Source organism: Gordonia sp. 11cp (assembly GCF_057767225.1).
In genome coordinates this window covers 2918684-2942369 of sequence record NZ_CM173437.1, presented here as the reverse complement: position 1 = coordinate 2942369, position 23686 = coordinate 2918684, and the positions used below count along the sequence as shown (strand labels likewise).

Below are 23686 nucleotides of genomic sequence, written 5' to 3'. Positions count from 1 at the left end.
ATGATCGACATCGCCCGTCCGAAAATCGAGGGGTCGATCGCCGTCGCCGACGGTGATCGTCGGATCGGATTCGCCGAGTACGGATCGGCCACCGGACGGGCCATCGTCTGGCTCCACGGAACACCCGGTGCGCGACGCCAGATCCCCGTCGAGGCGCGCGCGTACGCACTCGAACGCAAAGTCCGGCTCATCGGACTGGATCGCCCGGGCGTGGGGTCGTCGACCCCGCATCGGTACGACAACGTCGCTGCCTTCGCCTCCGACCTCGCCGAGGTCCTCGAAGCCCTGGGCATCGACGACTTCGCGATCATCGGGCTCTCCGGCGGCGGACCGTACGCCCTCGGCGTCGCGCACGCGATGCCCGACCGGGTGACGGCGGCCGGCATCCTCGGCGGTGTCGCGCCGACGGTCGGGCCCGACCGCATCGAGGGCGGCGCCATGCGCCTCGGCACGCTCTTGGCGCCACTCGTCAGCGTCGCGGGCGACCCGATCGGCCAGGTGCTCAGTGTCGCCCTCGGCTTCGCCCGTCCCATCGCCGAACCCGCGATCACCATCTACGGCCGGCTGTCCCCGCAGGCGGACCGAGAACTGTTGGCACGACCGGAGTTCCGGGCCATGTTCCTCGACGACCTGCTCCACGGCGGGAGCCGCCGGATGGCCGCGCCGTTCGCCGACGTCGTGGTGTTCGCACGGGACTGGGGTTTCCGCGTCGGCGACGTCACGGTGCCGGTGCGCTGGTGGCACGGCGACGACGACCACATCATCCCGTACGCCCACGGCGAGCACATGGTGTCGCTGCTCCCCGACGCGAAGCTCTACGAGATGCCCGGCGAGAGTCACCTCAGCACCCTGCACATGGCGACCGACATCATCGACGAACTACTCGCGCTGTGGGACCAGTCGCGACCGCCGTTGGGCGAGTGAGGCTCGACCCCCCCGCTCCCTGAGGTGCGAGCGAAGCGAGCCACGAAGGGCATCACAACGTGCCTCACCAGGCCCTTCGAGGCTCGTCGCTATCGCTCCTCGCATGTCAGGGACCAGGGGTTATGCAGTTCTTTCGGATTAGCGAGCAGGTGGGAAAGCTCAGCCGGCGGGGATCGGCGGTGTCGCCGACAACCCGGCCGCCAGTCCCAGCGCCACCGCCATGATCGCCAGTTCGACGACGGCGGCACGCACGGAGGCCGTCTCGCTGCTGCGATGCCGCTGCACCGCCGGTAACCAGCGTCGTCGATGCCAGGCCGCGAGGCCCACGAGGATCGCGAGCACCGCGGCCTTCGCGAGGAGGATGCGGCCGTAGCCGCTGCTCACGAGGTCGGCCGGACCGCCGATCTCGACGAGTCCGGAGACCACGCCGGTCACCGTGAGCAGACCGACCGCCCAGGGGGCGCGGCCGGAGAAGACCGGCAGGCTGCGCGCCCACCCCGACCGCCCGCGGACCGTGATCAGCATCGCCGCGAGAAGCCCACACCACCAGGCCGCGGCCAGCGCGTGCGCACCGATGAGGAACGGACCCCACGAGTCGTTGCCCGCGTGACCGGCGATCGAGGTGGCCAGCACCCCGATCGCCGCGAGCGCACCGACCACCAGGACGGGTATCTCGATCCCGGTCAGCAAGTCCAGCACCACCCACACGACGATCAGCAACGCGACGACTAGCGCGACCATCTCGGGTGCACCCGAGAACAGGACGTCGCCGAAGTCGCCGGCCGTCACCTCGAGCACCTCGGTGCCCGCCCGATCGGCGGTGCGGATCCAGGCGCTGACCAGTACCGCCAGCACCCACACCCCGGCGAGCAGGCCGATCACCCGGGTCGAGGGCTCGGCGTCGACCGTCGGTAGCGCACCCAGGCCGAGCAGCACCACGGAGACGCCCAGCGCGAGGGTCGTGGGCACGGCGACCAGGTCCGGACCGTCGGGACGGGCGAGCAGCCAGCTCACCACCAGACCGCCGGCCAGGGTCACCACGAGGATGAACCCGTTGCGGAGTGTCATGTCACGATCCGGATGGTCGTCAGCGCCGTGTCGACGGTCGCCGGCTCACCCAGAACACGACGCCGAGTCCGACGATCAGGACGACGGCGGCCCCGGCGATGAACCACCACACCGGGATTCCCTCGTCCGACGAGGCGTCGACGGCCTCGATCGCCGGGCCCGGTTCGCCGTTGCCGGCAACCGCGAGCTCGAAGGTGCGCTGCCCGCTGATGACGTGCCCGTCGGCCGAGGTCACCCGGTAGTTGACGACGTACTCGCCGGCCGGACCGAGCTCGCGCACGCCGACGCGCACGTTCGGTCCGTCGACCGAGGGGTCACCGGACTGCCAGTAGTGATCGTCGGGGCCGACGACGTTGAGCACCGCATACGACGACTGGACCGGTTCGTTGAAGGTCAACGTGACCGTCTGCGGGCCCGACTGCACCGTCGCGCCCTCGGCGGGGTCGGAGGACACCAGCCGCGAGTGCGCCGACGCCGGGGCCGCGGCCCACGATCCGACGAGCCCGAGACACAGCAGCGCCGCAAGCACCAGGACGACGCGCCGAACAGCCACCGGACGACGGTCAGGCATTGCCGCCGCCACGGCCGTTACGTCGGAGCACAGTCAGCGCGGCCACGCCGATCACCGCGCCGAGAGTGCCGACGACCAGGCCGATTCCACCGAGCCATCGAGCGGCGGAGTCCGTCGAGGACGACTCGGCGGTCTCCGAGCCCGAACCGTCCGACGCCTGCGCGCTGTCGGTCGGAGCGGCGGCGTGCGAGCCGCCGTGGTGGCCGTCGCCGGAGTCGGGCGGCAGCGTCAGGGTCGGCGCGGGCTTCTCCGGCTCGGAGCCGTCGGCGGGCGTCGGCTGGTTCCAGTCGGCGGTCTCACCGTCGGCGTAGGTCTGCAGCGCCGGGAGTTCGACGGTCTCCTGCTCGGGGAACGGTCCGCCGGAGAACCGGAACTGGCCGAACTGCCCGACCGGAACGCCCGGCGAACCCGGGTCGGCGGTCCAGGTGATCTCGGTGACCTTGTCGTCCTTCTTGGTCACGACGGACTTCCAGCCCGGCATCACCTCGGGACGCGCCGAGGTCAGACCCGGCAGCGTCACACGCAGCCCGGTCGTCGCCGCGGCGTCGGACTCGTTGGGGACGACGAGGGTGACCACGCCGTACCCGCCCTGCGTGACCGTCGGTGCGTTGGCGGTCACGTGCGCCGACGCGGCACCCGCACCCGCGAAGGAGGCGAGGCCGACGACTGCGGCGGCGGTGGCGGGCGCGATGATGCGGCGGGCTATGGTCGCCCGCGGAGAACTGAGCTTCATTGAATGTGTCTTTCGATGGTTTTCGGGACCGGGCGCATGGACGCGTGCATCGACCCCACATCTGTCGATCTGGGGTTCGGGCGCGTCAGAACGTGCCGGGTGGTCCGCGAACGCCGTTGCCGCACAGCGCAGGTGCGGCCGGAACCCAGGGCTGCGTCCAGAAGACGGGCGCTGCCGGGCGCGCCGCGAGGGCGACCGGCGGCACCAGCGATCGGATGACCGTGCCGATCGAGGCCAGCAGATGCGCACCGGCGACGATCAGCGCCGCGCTGAGCGGGATCGCCACCAGGTGGGTGAGGAGCATCGGCAGCGTCGAGGTGCCGTGGGCGGCGTGCCCGGCGTCGAGCGCGAGAGCCCAGTGACTCGCCGCCTGCGCGACGGACAGGATGATCGTGGTCGACACCGCGGCCGTCAGGAATCGTCGCCGGCCCGGCGCGAGCAGCATCGAGGCGACCGCGCCGATCGCGACGCTCAGCAGGATGCCCGACGAACTCGGCATCGCCCCGCTCGCCGCACCGTGCGCGGCGACCGCCACCGCGGGAACCACACCTGCCGCGGCGACGCGCGAGAACGCGTCGGGCGATCGGGAGGTGCGGGACATGCCTTGATACTAGATCGGCGGGCTGGGCCAACCCTGACCCCGGTGCCGCCGGGCGATGACACAATCGTTCCCATGTCGGATGCAACCCTCGGTGTCGAGGTTCGTGAACTGTCCTCGCCCGACGAACTCGAGGACCTGCTGCGGATCTTCGACGACGTGTGGCGGCCGGACCCGACGAACCGTCCCGTGGGTACCGACATGCTGCGGGCGCTCAGCCACGCCGGCAACTACGTCGCCGGCGCCTTCATCGGCGACCACCTCGCCGGTGGCAGCGTGGCGTTCTTCGGCGCACCGGTCGGCGAGACCCTGCACAGCCACATCACCGGGGTCACCCGGCGCGGGCGCGGACACCAGGTGGGTTACGCGCTGAAGATGCACCAGCGCCGGTGGGCCCTCGAGCGCGGCCTGTCGACGATCACGTGGACCTTCGATCCCCTCGTCGCGCGCAACGCCTACTTCAACCTCGCCAAGCTCGGTGCGACGCCGATGCACTACTACGAGGACTTCTACGGCGAGCTCGGCGACGAGCTCGGCGGGGACGCCGACTCCGATCGGGTACTGGTCGCCTGGGATCTGAACACCGCTGCGCCGGCGGGGCCGGGGGTTTCGGGGCCGTCGCAGTCGGTGGACGAGCTGCTCGCCGACGGAGCGGTGTCGATCATCGACGTCGACCAACCGTCCCGCCCCGTCGCACACCACGAGCGCGTCACCCCCGACGCCGGCGTCGTCGTCGAAGTGCCGCGCGATGTCGAGTCGATGCGGGTGAGCGCCCCGCTCGACGCCGCCCGATGGCGGATCGCGCTGCGGGATGCGCTGTCGCCGTTGCTCGTCGAGGGAGAAGCGCGTCGTGCCGTGCGATTCCTGCGGTCGGGACATTATGCCTTCGGTCCGGCCGGTTCGGGGGCTCGGTGACGGAGACGGTGGACCCGCTCGCTCTGCTCCCGGCGTCCGAGGCTGTGGACCCGCTCGCTCCGCTCCCGGCGTCCGAGGCTGTGGACCCGCTCGCGGCCGATCCGGCTCCTGCCGAACTGACCCCGACCGAACTGACCCCGGCCGACTGGCACGGCTTCCCCCACACGCTCGCCGACGTCCTGCCCGCCGCGTCGGTTGCGCTCGGAGTCGCACAGGGCGGCGCGGGACCCGTTGTACCGCCGGGCGATTCGGTGGTGGTGCTGTTGATCGACGGACTGGGCGCGACTCTGCTGGACGACTACGCCGACCATGCCCCGACGCTGCGCGAACTGACGTCGACGACGCTGCGGGCCGGGTTCCCGGCGACCACCGCCACCAGCATCCTGAGCCTCACCGCCGGGGCGTCGTGCGGAGTGCACGGGATCATCGGGTACAGCTTCCGCCCGGGCGACGAATGCCGCACCCGCGGGTCCCGGCGCGTTCTCAACTCGCTGCGCTGGACCCTCGACAACGCCTCCGGCCCGTCGGCGTTGATGACCTATCCCCCGGCCCTCGTCCGCACCGAACGAGGCAGCCTGGAAGCGCTGGCGGCCGAAGGCGTTCGGGTGACGTACGTGATGCCCGGCGAGTTCCGCGGAACCGGCCTGACGATGGCCGCGTTCCGTGCCTCGGGGCAGTTCGTGCCCGCCGTGACCCCCGACGGCATCCGGGAGGCCGTGCTGACCACCCTGCGTCGCCGGAGTCGCCACCGTCGGTTCGTGTACGCCTACTACAGCGAACTCGACTTGGCCGGCCACATCCACGGCCCGGGGTCGGCGGAGTGGCTGGCGAAGCTGCATGTCGTGGAACGGCTCGTCGCCGATCTCGCTTCCGAATTGAACGACGGGACAACCCTTCTCGTCACCGGTGACCACGGGATGATCACCGCCGACCGGGCGATCGACATCGACACCTCACCCGTCCTGCTCGACGGAGTCGACGCGGTGGCCGGCGAGGCACGGGTCCGCCACGTCTACGCGACACCGGGATCGGCCGACGACGTGCTGAGCGGGTGGTCGTCGTATCTCGGCGACGCCGCCCACGTCGTCCCCCGGGAGCAGACAATCGATGAGGAGTGGTTCGGACCGATCGTGAGTGACGCTGTGGCACAACGCATCGGCGACGTCGTCGCGGTGGCCCGCGGCAACACCACCCTCACCCGCAGCACGCGCGAGACGATGGAGTCGATGATGCTCGGCCATCACGGCGCCTGGACCACCGCCGAACAACTCGTGCCGCTGATCGTCGCGTCGGGGTAAGACGGGATTCCGTAGCGGGAATGCGCGCCATTTGCCCTCTGCTGCTACGGATCACGCGTCGTCGGTCACCAGGTCCAGGCGCACGCCCAACAGGCGGACCGGGCGGTCGATGTCGAATCTGCCGAGCAGGTCGGCAACCACCGACTCCAGCTCATCGTAGTCGAGGCTCGGCGCCGGGAGCTTGCGCGACTTGGTGCGGGTGTAGAACGTCGTGGTGCGGACGGTCACCGCAACTCGGAAGGGCAACCGCTCCTCGCCGACCACCTGATCGAGCAACTCGCGCAGGAGTTCGGCGGCGGCGGCGCGCATCTCGGTGGCGTCGGCGAGATCGGTCGCGAAGGTCCGGGACTTGGAATGCGAACGGGCCAGATACGGTTCGGCGGTGATGGCCGAATCGCCACCCCCGCGACAGAGGACGTACAGCCAATTGCCCTGGTGCGGTCCGAAAGTGGCGATCAGGTCCTCACGAGGGGTGGCGATCAGCTCGGTCACCGTGTCGACCCCGGCGGCAGTGAGTTTCGCCGACGTCTTCGGTCCCACGCTCCACAGGTCGCGAGTCGGCCTGTCCCCCATCAGGTCCAACCAGTTGCGGTCGTCGAGCAGGAAGACGCGCGGGGCGTCGACGCCGTCACCGGGAGTCGTGGCCGGCGGGCGTTTGGCGAATCCGGTGGCCATCTTGGCGCGCTGCTTGTTGTCGCTGATGCCGACGCAACTCGTGAGCCCACATCGGTCGAGGATCTCCGACCGGATCCGTTCGGCGAGGTCGACGATGGCCTCGTCGTCGAAGGGGTCGACCTCCGCGCCGCGCGCACTCACACCGAGATACGCCTCGTCCCAGCCCCAGACCTCGACCGGATGGCCGGTGGCGCGCAAGACGTCCATGACGTCGGCCGACGCGGCGTCGTAGGCACTCATGTCGAGCGGCAGGTACACCGCGTCGGGCAACTTGCGGTGCGCTGCCCGCAGCGGCATACCCGCACGCACGCCCACGTCGCGCGCCTCATACGACGCGCAGGTGACCACCTTGCGCGCCTCCGTCGGGTCGCCGTTGCCGCCGACGATCACCGGCACCCCGACGAGCTCGGGCGCCCTCAGCCGCTCGACCGCCACCTGGAACTGGTCGAGGTCGACGTGCAGCAGCCACCGATAGCGCTGCGGAACCGAAGTGGTCACGCCGCCCAGGGTAATCCCCGAGCGTCCCCGAGATCACCCGGCGATCCGGTCCGATCAGCCGGCGATACGGACGTCGACCTCGCCCAGACCCGCCGACCGGCACGCCGTGCGCAACGAGTGTGGGTTGTAGCGCAGCACGGACAGCCGTCGGTCGGAGCCGTGACCGGCCTCAGCGAAGGCCGCACTCGCAGCGATGATGTGGTCGGTGAACTCGGCGCGCGCGGCGGGGTCGGCCTCCGCGACCACGCAGCGCAGCACCTGCTCCACGAGGGCGCGATCCCGATGGAGCGGCGGTGGCATGAGATTGAGTGCCGGAGAGGCAGTTCCGCAGTTCGTCGGGTCGGTCAGCGCATGCGACGCGGCAACCAGGTAGGCGACGGCGACCAGCGTCGGGCGCCGGTCATCGTGGTCGGGTCGCGAGACGGCGGCGCGGTATGCCCGCACCGGCTCGGACGTCGCGACATCGGTCAGGTCGGCGTCGTGCCCGGGCCCGGTCAGCCCCAGGACAGCGAGCGCCTCATCGTGTGGAGACGGAACCTGTTCGGCGGCAACCGCTTCGGCGTGCATCAACCGCAGGCGTGCAACGATCGCCTGGTGCCGTCGAAGCGCGGCGTCGATCTCGGGCACGAGATCGGCGGTTACCCCGAACACCGCGGAGTCCTCGGCGAGCGCCGCGTACCCGGACAGGACGATCGACTCCTCGATGTCGATCGCCTCGACGATCGCCGACGACGTGAGAAACGTGCGCGCACCGCGTCTCGACGCGCGCACAGACAAAACGCTGGTCAACTGAACCCCTCCACATAGACCATGAACAGTGACGATCATGAACACGACGACGAGCACGATCGGTGCCCCTCGAGTCGACCCCCTACGCCCCGGCACCCCCACTGATTCGGCCGGTTGGCGCAAGCTGAGGATACGCTGAGTCGAGGCGGTATGTGAGTCGAACGACTGAACTTGCCGGGTTCGACGCCCGCATAGGGACCAAAGGCCCTGTCCCGGCGGTCCGCTTGCAACGACCATGTAAGGGGCGACCGGCATCAGGAGGGCGACATGCTGCGATTCCTCGCCCGCGAACTCCACAGCTGGCGTGTCATGCACGCATCGTCGAACGGTCTGGTCCGTCGCGGGGACCGTCTGGAAACCGTGACCCTGGTGATGCTGTGGCTGGCCGCCGTCGCGGGTGTGATGATCGCCCTGACCGTCGGCGGCGACACCTACGCGGCACACAAGACGGCGGCCGAGAATCAGGAACCGCGACATTCGGTGAGCGCGACGATCATTCGCACATCGGGCCAGGGCAGCGGCGACCAGAGCGATCAGCCCAGCCACATCCAGGACAAGGTCATCCAGGACAGCGTCGACCAGAACGGTGCCGGCCCGGATTCCGACTACACCACCGTGGCGTGGCAGGACCCGAACGGCCACCGGCTCACGGCAGCCGTCGACGCCGAGCCGCTCGACTCCGTCGGCCGGGTGCGCGTCGTCTGGCTCGACGCCTCCGGCTCGGTTGTGGACCCGCCCGTGACCACCACCGACGCCGTGATGGAGGGTCTGATCGCCGGGATCGGGGTGGGGATGTTCGTCGTGCTCGGGTGGTGGGGCTCGACCGTGCTCGTCCGCGCGGTCGCCGATCACCACCGGTCACGGCGGTGGGACGCCGAATGGCGTCAGTTCGACATCGACAGCCATCCCTGATCGGCGCCAGCTTCTCAAAGGCGCCGGGTGCGTCAGCCGCTGACGACCGCCCAGATGACGAAGGCCACCCAGGCGACGGCGCCGAGGATGTTGACGACGAGCGCCGTCGTGGTGAGGGCGTCGCGTCGGCCGCCGGCTCGGGTGATCCCCACGACCGTGAGCACCAGGCCGACCACCGTGCCCAGACACAGCGGGAAGCCGAGAATGCCCACGATCAACCCCGCCAGGCCGAACCCGTTCACCTTTTCCGGCTGCGCAACAGGTTGCGCGGAAACGGGCTGGGCCGGAACGGGCTGCACCGGAACGGGCGGGGCCGAAACGGGCAGGGCCGGAACAGGCTGGGCGATGACAGGCTGCACCGGAACAGGCTGGGGCGGAACGGGCTGCGCGGAAACGGGCTGTTGCGCGGGCGGCACGAAACCGGGCCGGCCCAGTACGGGCGAGGTCCCGGCAGGCATCCGGTGCAACCGGGACCACTGGTCGGGTCGTAGGTCGGCCGGACCGACGGCCGCGAACACCGCGCCCGGCTGGACGGCGGCCCCCGGCCGCAGGTCGAGGCCGTGCAGCGTGCCCGCGACCGGCGCGTCGATCGTCACCCGCCCGGCCGGGGAGTCCACCGTGGCCAGAGGCTCCCCTGCCCGCACGATCTGCCCGTCCCGTGCCGAGACCCCGGCGATCACCGAGCCGGCCGGCAGCGACGGGAACGCGATACGACGAGCCCACATACCGGTCCCGACCTTGTCGGTGTCGATGCCGGGGACGACATTGGTCGAGCGGAGGAGGCCGCCCTGCGCGACGACGACCTTCGGGTCACCGATCCGGGCGACGCGACCCACCGACGACAGCGCGGACTGCAACATCGGGATGCTGCTGGTCCCGCCCGTGACGTAGACGATGACGGGTCCGTTGGGTCCGGTGCCCGCGGCGTCGGCGCGGGCGATCGCATCCCGGGTCAGCTCGACGGCCCGTTCCACGAACGGCCCGATCATCGACTCGAACTCGCGCCGGGTCAGCAGCAGCGTGTGCCGGGTACCGGGGAGTTCGATGACGGCCTGCGCGGTGTCGGACAGCGCTTCCTTCGCCGCCCGCACCCGGTCGGCGAGGGCGATCGCGGCCGCCGGGGCGCGGAGCCGGCCCGGGAGGTCGGGATCGAGTTCGGCGGCTTCGTCGTGCACCCATCGGATCATCCGGGCGTCGAGGTCCCGGCCGCCGAGGTGGTTGTCGCCGCCCGACCCGGTGACGGTGAATCCCTCGGCACCGTCGCGGACGAGGACCGCCACGTCGCAGGTGCCGGCACCGAAGTCGAAGACGCACATCCGTTCGTCGCCGCTGACGTCGTGCCCGCGGTAGACGTAATACCAAGCGGCAGCCAGTGATTCGGAGGCGATTCGCAGAGTGTCGGCGGGGATTCCGGCGCGCTGGGCCGCGCGTCGGAGGACGTTCTTGCGCCGCTCGCTCCAGCGGTCCGGATGCGTCAGGACGATCGAGTCGAACCCGGGCAGTCCGCTGTGGCGCAATGCGGTGCGGTGCACGTGCCGCAGCACGGCGCCGATCAGATCCTCGACCGGCCAGAACCGGTCGCCGAGTTCGATCTCGCCGTCGTCGATCCGCGACTTCGGGGTGTCCTCGAAGGCGTCGGGGGCCTGCAGCCTCCGGAGCACCGCCTCGTGACCGACGACGATGGACGCGTCGCCGGCGAACACCGCCGAGGGCATCGCGGGTCCGCCCTGCCCGAGCGGCACGATGACCGGCTCACCCAGCCCGACCCGATATGCGGCCGCAGTGTTGCTGGTGCCGAAGTCGATACACAGTCGCCGCCTGCTCTCCTGCGCCACGTGGCCACCTCCTCAGGTGCAAATCGTTGCACACGACACCGGTATTCATCCGGCGGGCGCTCGAAGAACGCGGGCGATCGACTTGCGCACGTTGTCCACGGCGACGATCTGATTGCGGAGATCCGCGGCGGTCTTCTCGCGTTCGGCCGCGGACTTCTTGGACTCGGCCGCGGCGTCGTTGAGGATCTTGGTCGACTCGGCCAGCAGCTTCTCGAGCAGTTCGTCGTAGGCGATCTGCAGGTCGCCGCTCGCCTGCGCCTTGATCGACTGCAGCTGGGACCGCACGTCGGCCTTCATGTCGTTGACCGCTTTCGTCAGCCACTTGCGGTGATTCTCCTTGCCGACCTTCGACGCGCGGAACCCGACGACCACACCCGCCCACACCGGCACCGCGACGACGTTGACCACCGGGATGATCGCCAGCGGCCCGCCCGCGGCCACGATGGACAGCAGGATCGGGTCGACCATGTTCTTCCACGGCGAGATCTTCTCCTGCCCACGGAGCTTGAGCTCTCCTGCGCCGCCGGCGATCTGCCCGACGAGTTCGTCGGAGATGGCGGCGTCGGCGAACAGCGCATCGGCGATCCGCTCGATGCCGGCGACGAACGACGCGCTCACCTCGCGGGCCGCGGCCTCGAGGTCGACGGTCATCTGCGCGATCAGCTCCTGACCCGCCCGGTGCGGTTCGTAGAAGCGGAGCTTGTCGATCCGCGTGGACCACTGGCCGAGCAGCGTGTCGAAGCGGTCGCGCATGAGATCGTCGGTACGCAGCGACGCCGCGGTGATGTCCTGCGTGAGGCGTGCCCGCCACTCCCGGCGGCGATCCTTGAGGCGCTGGAGACGGTCCCGCTCGGCTTCGATGTCGGCACGTTCGGCGGGGGTCGCGGTGGCGGCCTTCATCTCCAGGACGAGGCGGGTGCGGACGTCGTCGAGTCCGGCGAAGGTCAGCTGCAGCGCATTGCGCACCGGGGACGCGGCACCCTCGCGGACCAGCGGGCTCAGGGCGTCGACGAGTTCTCCGACGCCCGACGCCGCGAGCGCCCGTTCGCGACGATCGGGATCGGTGATCGCCGCGGCCTGCGCGGCGATGCGGTTGGACACGCCGATGATCGGGATGTGGGCGAACCGAGGGGCGTTGGCGCCGATGAGTTTTCGGTTCTCGGCCACGATCGTCCGCCACTGGCGCATCACGAGGTCGGTCTTGGTGACCACCAGCACCACCGAGGCGACCTCCTCGCTGACGCTGCGCAGGAAGTCGAGTTCGGGTGCGCTCAGCGGTGCGGTCGCATCACACACCATCACCAGCACCGACGCCCCGCGAGCCGCGCTGACGGCGGCCTCGACGTGTTCGGGGACCAGCGACCCGACACCGGGCGTGTCGACGACGGTGACCCCGGGCAGCAGCGCGGCGTCGACCCCCACGCGCGCCGAGACCGGGGGCACGAGAACGGAATCGATGGGCGTGCCGGGCGCGAGACGTTCCGCGGGGACGCCGGCCGCGTAACGCCCGCCGACGGTCACCCAGTCGGCGAGCTCGGTCGCCGGGATGCGGTGCGCGGCGCCGGGGAACTCGACGAGGGCCGTCCCGGCCGGCAGGTCGTCGGTGGCGGGGGTGTACCGGACGTAGACCGACGTGGTGATCTCGGTGTCGACAGGCGCGAGTCCGCTCACCCCGAGAAGGGTGTTCACCAGTGAGCTCTTGCCCCGGCTGACCTCACCGATGACCACCACGGTGCCCTGCGGCGCCGGCCGGTCGCGGACGCGCAGAGCGCGGTCGGCGATCGCGTCCTCACCGTGCTTGCGCAGCGCACCGACCGCCGTCTGCAACACCGCCTCGGGCGCGGTGGGTTCCTTGGAAGTCACCGTCTGCTCTCCTCGTTCGCCATCGCGTCAGTTGACCCACAGTCCGCGCCGGATGAGTTGATAGGTCTGCTCGAGGACCAGCAGCGCCTCCCGTTCGGCCGACGTCGCCGCGAAGGCACGCCTCGACCGGCAGTCGGTGGCCCGCTGCCGCGCGGCGTCGGCGAGCTGAGGTGGCGCGGCGTTCGGCGGCAGCGACAGCAGCACGCGCACATCGCGACTCGCGACCACGAGGTTGAGTTCACCGACCAGTTCGCTGTCGGGCTGCCACCGGGCGAGGGCCTCGAGCGCGGTGACCTCGCGGAGCCGGTGCAGCGCGGGTGACGTCTCGGCCTCGTCGATGGCCTCCAGGAAGGCGTCGCGGCGCGCACTGCGGTAGGCGGACTCGCGCAGTGCGGCCAGAACGGTGCGGGCCTTGAGGATGTCGCCGACCGCGAGGAATCGCCGCCCGATCGCCAGTCGCAACTCATCGATACCCGAAACCCGGTGCAGCCATTCGCAATAGGCCCTCGCGCCCTGCCGCGCGATCTCGCCGCCCGCGTCCATCGCGTAGGTGCCCACGAGTTGCTCGAGCCGGCCCAGTTCGTCGACGTCGATCCCCGGCGGAGCAGGCATCCCGCCGTCGAGGATGGTCAGCAGCTCCCACGACTCGAGCTGCCCGCGTCGCGAGATCTGCGCGGTCTCGCGTTCGGTGACCCCGCAGACACCCGCCTCGGCCATCAGCCCCGACACCGCGACCACCGCGCCCGCGATCGCCGGGAACCGCCGCCACACCCGACGCGCGATCTCCTGGGCCTTGAGCATCGGGTTGTCGGCGGCGATGAGGTCGGCCTGCGAGATCACCAGGATCGTGTTCTGCGCCGACGCCCCGGCATCGGCGAGGAACGCGACCTCGTCGGCCTTCGGTCCCGCGGCGTCGTCGAGCAGGAACAGGATGACGTCCGGCCGGGCGAGCCGCCCCCGCCGGCCGAACACGCGCCGGGTGGCGATCTCGGCGGTGTCGGTGAACCCCGACAGTCCGGGGGTGTCGACGACCCGGAAACGCTCGCGGAGCAACCGCGACGGGGTGTGGACGACCGCGTGGTCGATCTCCTCGGCTGGTCGGCCGAGGTCGCCGCGCATGGGGCCGGGGAGTTCGGTGACCGTGCCGTCGAGGCCGATCACCTCGACCCGCTGCGGGTTGCCCTCGGTGTACAGCGCGGCGACCCGGGTGCACTCGGCGCGGTCGGTCGGGGCGACGCGGTCACCGACGAGGGCGTTGAGCAGCGTCGACTTGCCCGAACTCACACGTCCGACGAGGGCAACCGTCAGCGGCTCGGCCAGCTGGGCGCGCAGGGCGTGCAGTCCCGCGGGATCCGGCGACAGCGGGCCCACCTCGTCGAGCAACTGCTCCACGCGACCACGCACGGTCATGCGCTGCTCCACGAGATTGACCTCCCGAGACATTTCCGAATCCGGTGGGAACATTCCGGGCTCGGCGGCACTCCTAGGTACGTGCCGAGAATTCTCCATCACTCCTCAGCGCCCGGCAGTCGACCGGATGACAGTATCCGTGTCGAGTACCCGCGCGTCGGAGAATCCGGCGGTACAGATATCGGATGACCGACACACCTGCAGAGGCGGAAGACCATGACCGACAACCTGGATGACAGCTTCGAAGACGGGGGTTCCGACGGGGACGGCTTCGAGGAATGGCTGCGTGACACCGATCCACCCGCCGAACTGAGCGTGCCCGAGGCCGCGTGGGACGCCGCCGTCGACACCGCCTTCGACCCGTCGTACGAACTCACCACCGACCTGACCGCCGCACCCGGTCCGGATCCGCTGGACGCCGAATCCGACGCCGATGTCGCCGGCTTCGACGACGTCGATCCGCTGTCGGACGACGTCGCCGGGGATCAGCCGGTGTCCGGCCCGGACGACGACGTCTTCGGCGGAACCGAGGATTCGGTGGACGATCCCTTCGAGGCCGGGACGATCGATGACGACTTCTGAGAAGCGCGGCATCGAAAATCGCGATGCGCTGCCACGGCAGGGAGGCGGCCCTACGATGAGCGGGTGCAGTCGTTGATCGACGAATCCCCGTCCGGCGCGGATCTTCTCGAACGCGCGCGCGCCGGAGATCAGGCAGCCTTCACCACGCTCGTCGAACAGCATCGAGACCGGTTGTGGGCCATCTGTCTACGCATCACCGGCAACCAGCACGACGCCGAGGACGCGATGCAGGACGCACTCGTCGCCGCATGGCGCGCGATCGGCAACTTCCGGGGCGACGCGCAGCTGTCGACCTGGCTGTACCGGATCGGTTCCAACGCCGCGCTCGCCCGCATCCGCAAACGCACGGATGCCGATGACATCGCCGATCACGACCCGATGAGCCACCTGGACGTCGCCGCGCAGGTCGTGGTGTCCGATCGCATCGCCGAAGCGTTGTCGCAGGTACCGGACGCCTACCGGGCGACTTTCGTGCTGCGCGTCTACGGCGAGTTGAGCTACTCCGAGATCGCCGAGGCGCAGGGCATCGGTCTGCAGACCGTGCGCAGTCGCATCTCCCGCGCGCGCTCCATCTTGTCCGAGTTGCTCGCGGACCTGCGGTGACGGCAGTGGCGCGTGACCCGCGCGACGGCGTAATCCGCGCGAATGAACGCAACGCGACTTCGGGGCACGGGGGAACAAACCGGGCCAGACTCACCTCCAAGTAACCAGAACCACTTCACCTCCCGGCGCCACCACGCCGCACCCGAAAGGACCCCGCCATGAGCACCGAGATCCCCGCCGACGCCGTTCTCGTCGACACCGACGGCGACGGAGCCGTCGACGCCGCCCTCACCGACGTCGACGGTGACGGCACCACCGACGCCATCCTCGACACCGACGGCGACGGCCAGGCCGACTCCATCGCCTACGACACCAACGCCGACGGCGAGATCGACGTCATCGAAGCCGACACCGACGCCGACGGATACACCGACATCGCCGTCGCCGACACCGACGCCGACGGCACCTTCGACACCGCCGTCGACGACCAGGGCAACGTCGAGGTCGGCGACTTCGGCAGCATCGACGGCGGCGACGCCGTCTGACCCCTCCGTTTCCATAGCCCGAAGCCGCGGTACACGCGGCTTCGGGCTATAAAACGGTGTGGGGGTCGCGGCCCAGATTCGCCCGGCGGTCCGATTCTCGGCGGGCTGAGAAATCTCATCCAGCTGAGCGACGTCGAAGGGCATATTGCCCTCCGCCACCCGTGAGATGGACGAGAAATCGCGGACACCGGCCGGTCCCGATGAAACCGCGGACCGGTTCGCTGCGTCAAAGCAGGCATGACCTCGGATTGTGGCGTCTTCACACTGAACGAACTGACCGCGCTGGGCTGGACGGCGGAGGACATCAAGCAGGCCCGGCGCACCGAAACCCTGACCCCGCTTGGTTACGGGTGGGTTCGCGTGGCCAACGCCGATTGGCAGGCCGTGGCTGCAGTGACCGCGGGCGGTGCGCTGTCCTGTGTCAGCGCCCTGCGTTTCCACCAGAAACACGGCCACCCTGGGATCTGGATACCGTCGGGGCACAACGAGACCCACGTCCGGCGGAGCAAACACAAGAAGAACGCACCGCGGCCGAGCGGCCCGTTCCGCTGGTGCCAAGGGTTCGGACAACCGCTGCCGGTGAGAACGGCAGTCGACCCGATCCCGTTGGCGATCGGTTGCGCGGCGCGTTGCCTACCGGCCGAGGAGTGGATCGCGATCGTCGACTCGATCCTCAGCACCACCGAGTGGACCATCCCGGATCTCCAGGCCGACATGGGACGCGTCGCCCGGTCGGTCTCGGCGATGTTCGAGCGGTGCGATCCGCGTTCGCAATCCGGGACCGAATCGATCGTCCGGCTCAGACTCATCGCCGCCGGTTTCGACGTGGAGGTGCAACCGTCCATCGGTGACCGCGAGCGAGCTGACCTGCGAACGGGGTCATTGCTCATCGAATGCGACGGCGAGTCGTACCACTCGGACAGGGCGGCCTTCGGCAACGACCGTCGCCGAGACCGGATGACGATGCTCGACCGGTGGATGACGATGCGACTGACGTACGACGACGTGCTCTATGGATGGGATCAGGTTCTCGAAGAGATCCGTGCGGTCACTCGCCAAGACCGGCATCGCATCCGTCGTCGAAGATGACCCGCGACGCGGGATCGTCGAATAAGGACCGTATCTGTCCGCATCTCTTGAGAGTCTTGTGTCACACCACAACCCCAGGAGGAACCGTGAACTGGACACTCGAGCTCGTCATCCTGCCGGTCAGCGACGTCGACCGCGCGAAGGACTTCTACTCGAAGATCGGCTTCAACGTCGACCATGACCACGTCGTCTCCGACGAGATCCGCTTCGTCCAGATCACCCCGCCCGGGTCCGCCTGCTCCATCGCCTTCGGCAAGGGGCTCACCGACGCCGAGCCCGGGTCGGTGAAGGGTCTGCAGATCGTCGTCACCGACATCAACGAGGCTCGGGAACAACTGCTCGCGGCGGGCGTCGACCCCGGCGAGGTCGACGAGCAGGCATGGGGCCACTTCGTGTACTTCGCCGATCCGGATGGCAATTCCTGGAGTGTGCAGTACATGCCCTACCGGCAGAACTGAGCGTCCCGGGTGGCTACCGTGGGATATGCGCTCCCCCATCGACGACTATCTCGAACAAGTCCTGAGTGACTGCCGCGACGACGACGGGGGCGAGGTCGCGACCGGCAATCGCGAACTCGAACAGGCGGATCCGTCGTCGTTCGGCATCGCCCTGGCCACCATCGACGGCACCGTGTACACCGCGGGCGACGCCGACCACGAGTTCTCCATCCAATCCATCGGCAAGGTGCCGGCCTACGCTCTCGCCCTGCGGGACCGGGGACTCGAGACGGTGCTCGAACGAGTCGACACCGAGCCGTCCGGCGACGCCTTCAACGAGATCTCACTCGAAGCGGAGACCGGACGACCGCGTAATGCCCTGATCAACGCCGGCGCGGTCGCCGTCCACGGCATGATCGACGGCTCCGACGCGACCGACCGGACCGACCGGATCATCGATCTCATCAGCACCCTCGCCGGTCGCAGAGTCGAAGTGGACCGGGAGGTGCACCGCGCCGAGCTCGCCTCCGACGACCACAACACGGCCCTGGCCTACCTGCTGCGCTCGGCAGGCAAACTCGACAGCGAACCCGATGACGTCGTCGACGGATACGCCGCCCAGTGTTCCATCCGGGTCTCCTGCCGCGATCTCGCCGTCATGGGGTCCGTACTCGCCAACGGCGGGATGTCGACCGGCAAGGACGAGAGACTGCTCGAAGGCTGGATCACCCGGCATGTCCTGTCCGTCATGGCCACGTGCGGCATGTACGACGGCAGCGGCAGCTGGATGGCGAGGGTGGGCATTCCCGCGAAAAGCGGTGTCAGCGGCGCGATCCTGGGCGTGCTGCCCGGGCAGGTCGGGCTCGCGGTGTGGTCGCCGCAGCTCGACGACCAGGGCAACAGCGTGCGCGGCGTCGCGGTCTTCGAACGACTGTCCCGCGACATGGAACTGCACATGATGCACGTGGCGCCCACCGGCCGGCCGGCGCTGCGATCGGCGACCGAACGGAACGGCGAGACCGTCGTCGAACTCCAGGGCGACGTCCGTTTCGCCGGGGCGGAGATCGTCGCCAGCCGTGCCTGCGAAGGATTTGCCACCGACGCCGTCGTCCTCGACCTGACCCACGTGCGGGTGGTGGACGACGCCGCCCGGCGGCTGATCGGCGAGGTCGCCCGACGCCTCGGTGAGGACTACGACGTGCGCATCGAGGATCCGAGCGCCCTGATGGTTCCCGACGACGCGTCAAACCCCGATCCCAGCGCGGACGCCTGACGGCCGGCCTTGCGCAGAGCGCACTCCCGGAACCGCGTACCCCTTCATCGGGCCGGCCATAGACTGGCCGGATGTCCGGGAGATGGTTCCATTGGTCCTTGATCGCGACGCTCGCGGCGATGATCGTGTTGGTCGGAGCAACTCCCCCGAGCGCATCCGCCGCGCCGGCTGCCCGTCCAGAAGTGGTCGTGTCGTCGTCGTCGATCGCCACCGAATGTGCGGGTAAGCCCGTCCGGGTCGCGGCCCGCTGGTACTTCCCACCCGGTCAGCCCGCCGCGGTCGTCTGGCTCCAGCACGGCTTCTCCCGGACCGGGGCCAACCTCGACATCGTGGCCCGCGCATACGCCGACGCCGGCTTCCTCGTCGTGAGCCCGACGCTGGACTCGGTCAACCTCGGCGGGTGCGCCGTCGCCTACAACATCGCCGACAACGCGGCTTTCGCCCGCACGATCGGCGGGGTGTTCGGTTCGGGACAGGAACTCGACAGCCCGCTCGCGGCGAGCCTGCTGCGCGCACGAGACGCCGCCGGACGGACCGACGTGACGATGCCCTACCGGATGATCTTCTCGGGCCATTCGGCCGGCGGTGAGTTCGTCGTCGTGGCGGCCGACGCGCTCCGCCGCGCCGACCCGGTTGCCTACCGCCGGCTGGCCGGACTCATGCTGTTCGATCCGGTCAACTCGTTCTTCGGCGGCCACTTCACCGCTGCCGCAGCGACTCTCGGCGCCGATCGGCTGCCGATCCGGGTCATCGCGTCGCAGCCCTCGGTGTCCAACAACTTCGGCCAGGGTGTGTCCGTCCTGCAACGGACGACGCGGCAGGCGTTCCTCGGCTCGCGACTGGTCACCGGCATCCACATCGACGCCGAAGGCGAGTCGACCGACCTGATCGGCGAACTGTCCGAACTGGCCGTCCCGCGTCCCCGCAACGGCCGGGTCCTCCGCACGCTGGCCACCGGCTGGTCGTCGGACATGGTGACCGACGCCGTCACCGCGACCTACTACCCCGGCGGCCGTTACTACGACCTTCTGCTCGACATCTGCACCGTCACCACACTGCCCGTGGGCTGAGCAAACGCGAAACGGCCCCCGCACTCGCGATGAGTGCGGGGGCCGCGTCGTGTTCGGGTCAGTGACTACCGGTAGTCGTTGGAGAACCCGTAGTCGTCCAGCGGCACCGCAGCGCCGGCCGGAGCACCGAAGGTGCCGTCCGGGCTGTAGTAGGTGTCGTCGTACGACGGCACCGCGTATGCCGCGGCACGCGCCTCCTCGGTCGGCTGAACCTGGATGTTGCGGTAACGGTTGATACCGGTACCGGCCGGGATCAACTTACCGATGATCACGTTCTCCTTCAGACCGATCAGCTTGTCGCTGCGGCTGTTGATCGCCGCGTCGGTCAGGACACGCGTGGTCTCCTGGAACGACGCCGCCGACAGCCACGACTCGGTCGCCAGCGAGGCCTTCGTGATACCCATCAGCACCGGACGTCCGGCAGCGGGCTCGCCGCCCTCGGTCACGACCTGACGGTTGGCCGCCTCGAACTCGGCGCGCTCGACGAGCGAACCGGGCAGGAACTCGGTCGAACCGTGGTCGATGATCGTCACGCGACGCAGCATCTGACGCACGATGGTCTCGATGTGCTTGTCGTGGATCGACACACCCTGGCTGCGGTAGACCTCCTGGACCTCGTTGACCAGGTGGATCTGCACCTGACGGGGACCCATGACGCGCAGCACCTCGTGCGGGTTGGCCGAGCCTTCCATGAGCTGCTGGCCGACCTCGACGTGGTCGCCGTCGGCGAGGAGCCGCTCGGAACCGTCGTCGTGCTTGAACACGCGCAGACGCTGACGCTTCGAGATCTTGTCGATGACAACCTCTTCCGAACCATCGTCCGGGATGAGGGTGATCTTGTAGAAGCGGTCGTCGTCCTCGAGGCGCACCCGGCCCGAGACCTCCGCGATCGGCGCGACGCCCTTGGGGACGCGAGCCTCGAAGAGCTCCTGGACACGCGGCAGACCACCGGTGATGTCGTCACCGACGCCACCCTGGTGGAACGTACGCATCGTCAGCTGGGTACCGGGCTCACCGATCGACTGGGCCGCGATGATACCGACGGCCTCTCCGATGTCGACGAGCTTGCCGGTGGCCATCGAACGGCCGTAGCACATCGCACACACACCGGTGCCGGTCCCACAGGTCAGGACCGAACGGACCTTGACATGCGTGATGCCGGCGGCCAGCAGCGCCTCGATGGCCGGGTCGCCCAGGTCGTGACCGCGCTCGACGATGACGTTGCCGTCGGCGTCGACCGCGTCCTGCGCCAGCGTGCGGGCGTAGGTCGAGGTCTCGACATGTGCGTCGCGGATGAGCGAGCCGTCGGCCTGCTTCTCGGCGATGGTCGTGGTGATGCCACGCTCGGTGCCACAGTCGGTCTCACGCACGATGACGTCCTGCGACACGTCCACCAGACGACGGGTCAGGTAACCCGAGTCGGCGGTACGAAGCGCGGTGTCGGCCAGACCCTTACGGGCGCCGTGCGTGTTGATGAAGTACTCGGCGACGGTCAGGCCCTCGCGGAACGAGGACTTGATCGGGCGCGGGATGAACTCACCCTTCGGGTTGGTCACCAGACCCTTCATGCCCGCGAGCGAGCGGATCTGGGTCATGTTGCCCGCGGCACCCGACTTCACGATCATCGGGATCGGGTTGTCGTCCGGGTAGTGCGCCTCCATGGCCGCACCGACCTCTTCGGTCGCCTGCTTCCAGATCTCGACCAGCGAGTCACGACGCTCGTCCGGGGTGAGGGCACCGCGCTGGAACTTGCGCTCCAGGCCGTCGGCCCGCTCCTCGTACTTGTCGAGGATCTCGGCCTTCTGCGGCGGCACGAGCACGTCGGCCATCGAGATGGTGACGCCCGAACGGGTGGCCCAGTAGAAGCCGACGTCCTTCAGCTTGTCGACGGTCTGGGCGACCACGATCATCGGGTAGCGCTCGGCGAGATCGTTGATGATCACGGCCTGACGCTTCTTCGGCATCTGCTCGTTGACGAACGGGTACTGGATCGGCAGCAGCTCGTTGAACAGCACCCGACCCAGCGTGGTCTCGATGTCCCAGGCCTGACCGTACTTCCAGCCGTCCGGGAACTGCTCGGCCTCGATCTCGGCCGGCGGACGCTGATCGGTCAGACGCACCTTGATCCGCGAACGCACGGTGAGTGCACCACGATCGACGGCCATGATGGCCTCCGACGGGTTCGAGTAGACGCCACGCTCGACGTCGTCGCCCGTGGCCGGGGTGTACTCGCCGATCGCACCCTCCTGGAGGGTGGTCAGGTAGTACAGACCGGTCACCATGTCCAGACGCGGCATGGCGAGCGGGCGGCCCGACGCCGGCGACAGGATGTTGTTCGACGACAGCATCAGGATGCGTGCCTCGGCCTGCGCCTCCGCCGACAGCGGGAGGTGCACGGCCATCTGGTCACCGTCGAAGTCGGCGTTGAAGGCCTCACACACCAGCGGGTGGAGCTGAATGGCCTTGCCCTCCACCAGCTGCGGCTCGAAGGCCTGGATGCCGAGGCGGTGCAGCGTCGGTGCACGGTTCAGCAGCACCGGGTGCTCGGAGATGACCTCTTCGAGGACGTCCCACACCGCGGGACGCTGACGCTCGACCATGCGCTTGGCCGACTTGATGTTCTGCGCCTGGTTCAGGTCGACCAGACGCTTCATCACGAACGGCTTGAACAGCTCGAGAGCCATCAGCTTCGGCAGACCACACTGGTGCAGTTTGAGCTGCGGACCGACGACGATGACCGAACGGCCCGAGTAGTCGACACGCTTACCGAGCAGGTTCTGACGGAAACGACCCTGCTTGCCCTTGAGCAGATCGCTCAGCGACTTCAGCGGGCGGTTGCCCGGTCCGGTGACCGGACGGCCGCGACGACCGTTGTCGAAGAGAGCGTCGACCGACTCCTGCAGCATCCGCTTCTCGTTGTTGACGATGATCTCGGGAGCACCCAGATCGATCAGTCGCTTGAGGCGGTTGTTGCGGTTGATCACGCGGCGGTACAGGTCGTTGAGGTCAGAGGTCGCGAAGCGGCCACCGTCGAGCTGCACCATCGGGCGCAGCTCCGGCGGGATCACCGGCACGGCGTCGAGGACCATGCCCAGCGGCGAGTTGCCCGACTGCTGGAACGCCGCGACGACCTTGAGTCGCTTGAGCGCACGCAGCTTCTTCTGGCCCTTGCCGCTACGGATGGTCTCGCGCAGCGACTCGGCCTCGGCGTCGATGTCGAAGGTCTCGAGGAGCTTCTTGATCGCCTCGGCACCCATCGATCCCTGGAAGTACTCGCCGTAGCGCTCTTCGAGCTGACGGTAGAGCTTCTCGTCGATGATCAGGTCGCCCAGCGAGAGCTTGACGAACTTGTCCCAGATCTCCTCGAGGCCGTCGAGCTCGCGCTGAGCGGCGTCGCGCATACGACGCATCTCGCGCTCGGCACCGTCGCGCACCTTGCGGCGCACGTCGGCCTTGGCGCCCTCGGCCTCCAGCTCGGCGAGATCCTGCTCGAGCTTCTGTTGACGCTCGTTCAGGTCGGCGTCGCGCTGGTCGGCGACAGCCTTCTTCTCGACCTCCATCTCCGCTTCGAGCGTCGAGAGCTCGTTGTGGCGGAGCTCGTCGTCGACCGCGGTGATGACGTAGGCGGCGAAGTAGATGATCTTCTCGAGATCCTTCGGCGCCAGGTCGAGCAGGTAGCCCAGCCGGCTCGGCACACCCTTGAAGTACCAGATGTGCGTGACCGGTGCGGCCAGCTCGATGTGGCCCATGCGCTCACGGCGCACCTTGGCCTTGGTCACCTCGACGCCGCAGCGCTCGCAGATGATGCCCTTGAAGCGGACGCGCTTGTACTTACCGCAGTAGCACTCCCAGTCCCGGGTGGGGCCGAAGATCTTCTCGCAGAACAGGCCGTCCTTCTCGGGCTTGAGCGTGCGGTAGTTGATCGTCTCCGGCTTCTTGACCTCACCGTATGACCAGTTGTGGATGTCGTCGGCTGTCGCCAGACCGATCTTCAGTTCGTCGAAAAAGTTGACGTCGAGCACTTGTTACCTTTCCAGAGCTCTGTTGTCAGTGGGCGC

At 69.0% G+C, this 23686-nt stretch carries 21 protein-coding genes; 11 read left to right on the top strand and 10 right to left on the bottom strand.

Annotated elements, in window-relative coordinates; genetic code table 11:
- Positions 1-924, top strand: a complete 924-nt coding sequence (locus AC3B6C_RS13140) for an alpha/beta fold hydrolase (RefSeq protein ID WP_010844536.1) — start codon at positions 1-3, stop codon at positions 922-924.
- A gap of 159 nt (positions 925-1083) precedes the next feature.
- On the opposite strand, the gene AC3B6C_RS13135 is transcribed toward AC3B6C_RS13140, so the two are convergent.
- From AC3B6C_RS13135 to AC3B6C_RS13120, 4 genes are all read right to left on the bottom strand, one after another.
- Positions 1084-1992 carry a copper resistance D family protein gene (locus AC3B6C_RS13135; RefSeq protein WP_055477045.1) on the bottom strand — a complete coding sequence of 303 codons (909 nt, stop codon included), beginning with the start codon at positions 1990-1992 and terminating at the stop codon, positions 1084-1086.
- A 19-nt stretch (positions 1993-2011) separates the two neighbouring features.
- On the bottom strand, positions 2012-2563 hold the full coding sequence (locus AC3B6C_RS13130) for a copper resistance CopC family protein (RefSeq protein ID WP_488373048.1): 552 nt from the start codon (positions 2561-2563) through the stop codon (positions 2012-2014).
- Entirely contained in the window at positions 2556-3296 is a 741-nt protein-coding gene (locus AC3B6C_RS13125; RefSeq protein ID WP_488373047.1) for a YcnI family protein, read from the bottom strand. The genes AC3B6C_RS13130 and AC3B6C_RS13125 overlap by 8 nt, the downstream gene beginning before the upstream one ends.
- 85 nt (positions 3297-3381) lie before the next feature.
- Positions 3382-3897: a YtxH domain-containing protein gene (locus AC3B6C_RS13120; protein ID WP_488373046.1), complete on the bottom strand. Its 516-nt coding sequence runs from the start codon at positions 3895-3897 to the stop codon at positions 3382-3384.
- A gap of 72 nt (positions 3898-3969) precedes the next feature.
- On the opposite strand from AC3B6C_RS13120, the gene AC3B6C_RS13115 reads away from it, so the two are divergent.
- Both AC3B6C_RS13115 and AC3B6C_RS13110 read left to right on the top strand, forming a co-directional pair.
- Positions 3970-4809: a GNAT family N-acetyltransferase gene (locus AC3B6C_RS13115; protein WP_488373045.1), complete on the top strand. Its 840-nt coding sequence runs from the start codon at positions 3970-3972 to the stop codon at positions 4807-4809.
- Positions 4810-4889: 80 nt separating this feature from the next.
- Positions 4890-6107: an alkaline phosphatase family protein gene (locus tag AC3B6C_RS13110; protein WP_488376258.1), complete on the top strand. Its 1218-nt coding sequence runs from the start codon at positions 4890-4892 to the stop codon at positions 6105-6107.
- A 51-nt stretch (positions 6108-6158) separates the two neighbouring features.
- Here the strand turns inward: AC3B6C_RS13110 and AC3B6C_RS13105 are convergent, their stop codons facing one another.
- The gene (locus tag AC3B6C_RS13105) at positions 6159-7280 is read right to left on the bottom strand and encodes a DNA polymerase IV (RefSeq protein WP_488373044.1); all 1122 of its coding nucleotides are present in this window, start codon (positions 7278-7280) and stop codon (positions 6159-6161) included.
- Positions 7281-7334: 54 nt separating this feature from the next.
- Positions 7335-8051, bottom strand: coding sequence for a hypothetical protein (locus tag AC3B6C_RS13100; RefSeq protein ID WP_488373043.1), 717 nt, complete (start codon positions 8049-8051; stop codon positions 7335-7337).
- A 285-nt stretch (positions 8052-8336) separates the two neighbouring features.
- Between AC3B6C_RS13100 and AC3B6C_RS13095 the strand changes: the two genes are divergently transcribed.
- Positions 8337-8981 carry an Rv1733c family protein gene (locus AC3B6C_RS13095; RefSeq protein ID WP_488373042.1) on the top strand — a complete coding sequence of 215 codons (645 nt, stop codon included), beginning with the start codon at positions 8337-8339 and terminating at the stop codon, positions 8979-8981.
- 32 nt (positions 8982-9013) lie between these two features.
- Here the strand turns inward: AC3B6C_RS13095 and AC3B6C_RS13090 are convergent, their stop codons facing one another.
- Genes AC3B6C_RS13090 through AC3B6C_RS13080 form a run of 3 tightly spaced genes read right to left on the bottom strand, consistent with a single transcriptional unit; the run spans position 9014 to position 14089 of the window.
- Positions 9014-10816: an Hsp70 family protein gene (locus AC3B6C_RS13090; protein WP_488373041.1), complete on the bottom strand. Its 1803-nt coding sequence runs from the start codon at positions 10814-10816 to the stop codon at positions 9014-9016.
- A 45-nt stretch (positions 10817-10861) separates the two neighbouring features.
- Positions 10862-12679, bottom strand: coding sequence for a dynamin family protein (locus tag AC3B6C_RS13085; RefSeq protein ID WP_488373039.1), 1818 nt, complete (start codon positions 12677-12679; stop codon positions 10862-10864).
- 27 nt (positions 12680-12706) lie between these two features.
- Entirely contained in the window at positions 12707-14089 is a 1383-nt protein-coding gene (locus AC3B6C_RS13080; protein ID WP_488373038.1) for a GTPase, read from the bottom strand.
- 216 nt (positions 14090-14305) lie between these two features.
- On the opposite strand from AC3B6C_RS13080, the gene AC3B6C_RS13075 reads away from it, so the two are divergent.
- From AC3B6C_RS13075 to AC3B6C_RS13045, 7 genes are all read left to right on the top strand, one after another.
- Positions 14306-14671 carry a hypothetical protein gene (locus AC3B6C_RS13075; RefSeq protein ID WP_488373037.1) on the top strand — a complete coding sequence of 122 codons (366 nt, stop codon included), beginning with the start codon at positions 14306-14308 and terminating at the stop codon, positions 14669-14671.
- 63 nt (positions 14672-14734) lie between these two features.
- Positions 14735-15274: an RNA polymerase sigma factor gene (locus AC3B6C_RS13070; RefSeq protein ID WP_010844550.1), complete on the top strand. Its 540-nt coding sequence runs from the start codon at positions 14735-14737 to the stop codon at positions 15272-15274.
- 158 nt (positions 15275-15432) lie between these two features.
- Positions 15433-15759: a hypothetical protein gene (locus AC3B6C_RS13065; protein ID WP_488373035.1), complete on the top strand. Its 327-nt coding sequence runs from the start codon at positions 15433-15435 to the stop codon at positions 15757-15759.
- 237 nt (positions 15760-15996) lie between these two features.
- Positions 15997-16848, top strand: coding sequence for an endonuclease domain-containing protein (locus AC3B6C_RS13060; RefSeq protein WP_488373034.1), 852 nt, complete (start codon positions 15997-15999; stop codon positions 16846-16848).
- 86 nt (positions 16849-16934) lie between these two features.
- Positions 16935-17306 (top strand): VOC family protein, encoded by a 372-nt coding sequence (locus tag AC3B6C_RS13055; protein ID WP_004023387.1) that lies wholly within the window; start codon positions 16935-16937, stop codon positions 17304-17306.
- A 25-nt stretch (positions 17307-17331) separates the two neighbouring features.
- A complete protein-coding gene (gene glsA, locus AC3B6C_RS13050) occupies positions 17332-18558 on the top strand; it encodes a glutaminase A (RefSeq protein WP_488373033.1) in 1227 nt (408 codons plus the stop codon).
- Between the two features lie 71 nt (positions 18559-18629).
- Positions 18630-19628, top strand: a complete 999-nt coding sequence (locus tag AC3B6C_RS13045; protein ID WP_488373032.1) for an alpha/beta fold hydrolase — start codon at positions 18630-18632, stop codon at positions 19626-19628.
- A 65-nt stretch (positions 19629-19693) separates the two neighbouring features.
- Here AC3B6C_RS13045 and AC3B6C_RS13040 read toward each other — a convergent pair whose 3' ends face one another.
- A complete protein-coding gene (locus AC3B6C_RS13040; RefSeq protein ID WP_010844665.1) occupies positions 19694-23650 on the bottom strand; it encodes a DNA-directed RNA polymerase subunit beta' in 3957 nt (1318 codons plus the stop codon).
- Positions 23651-23686 lie beyond the last annotated feature (36 nt).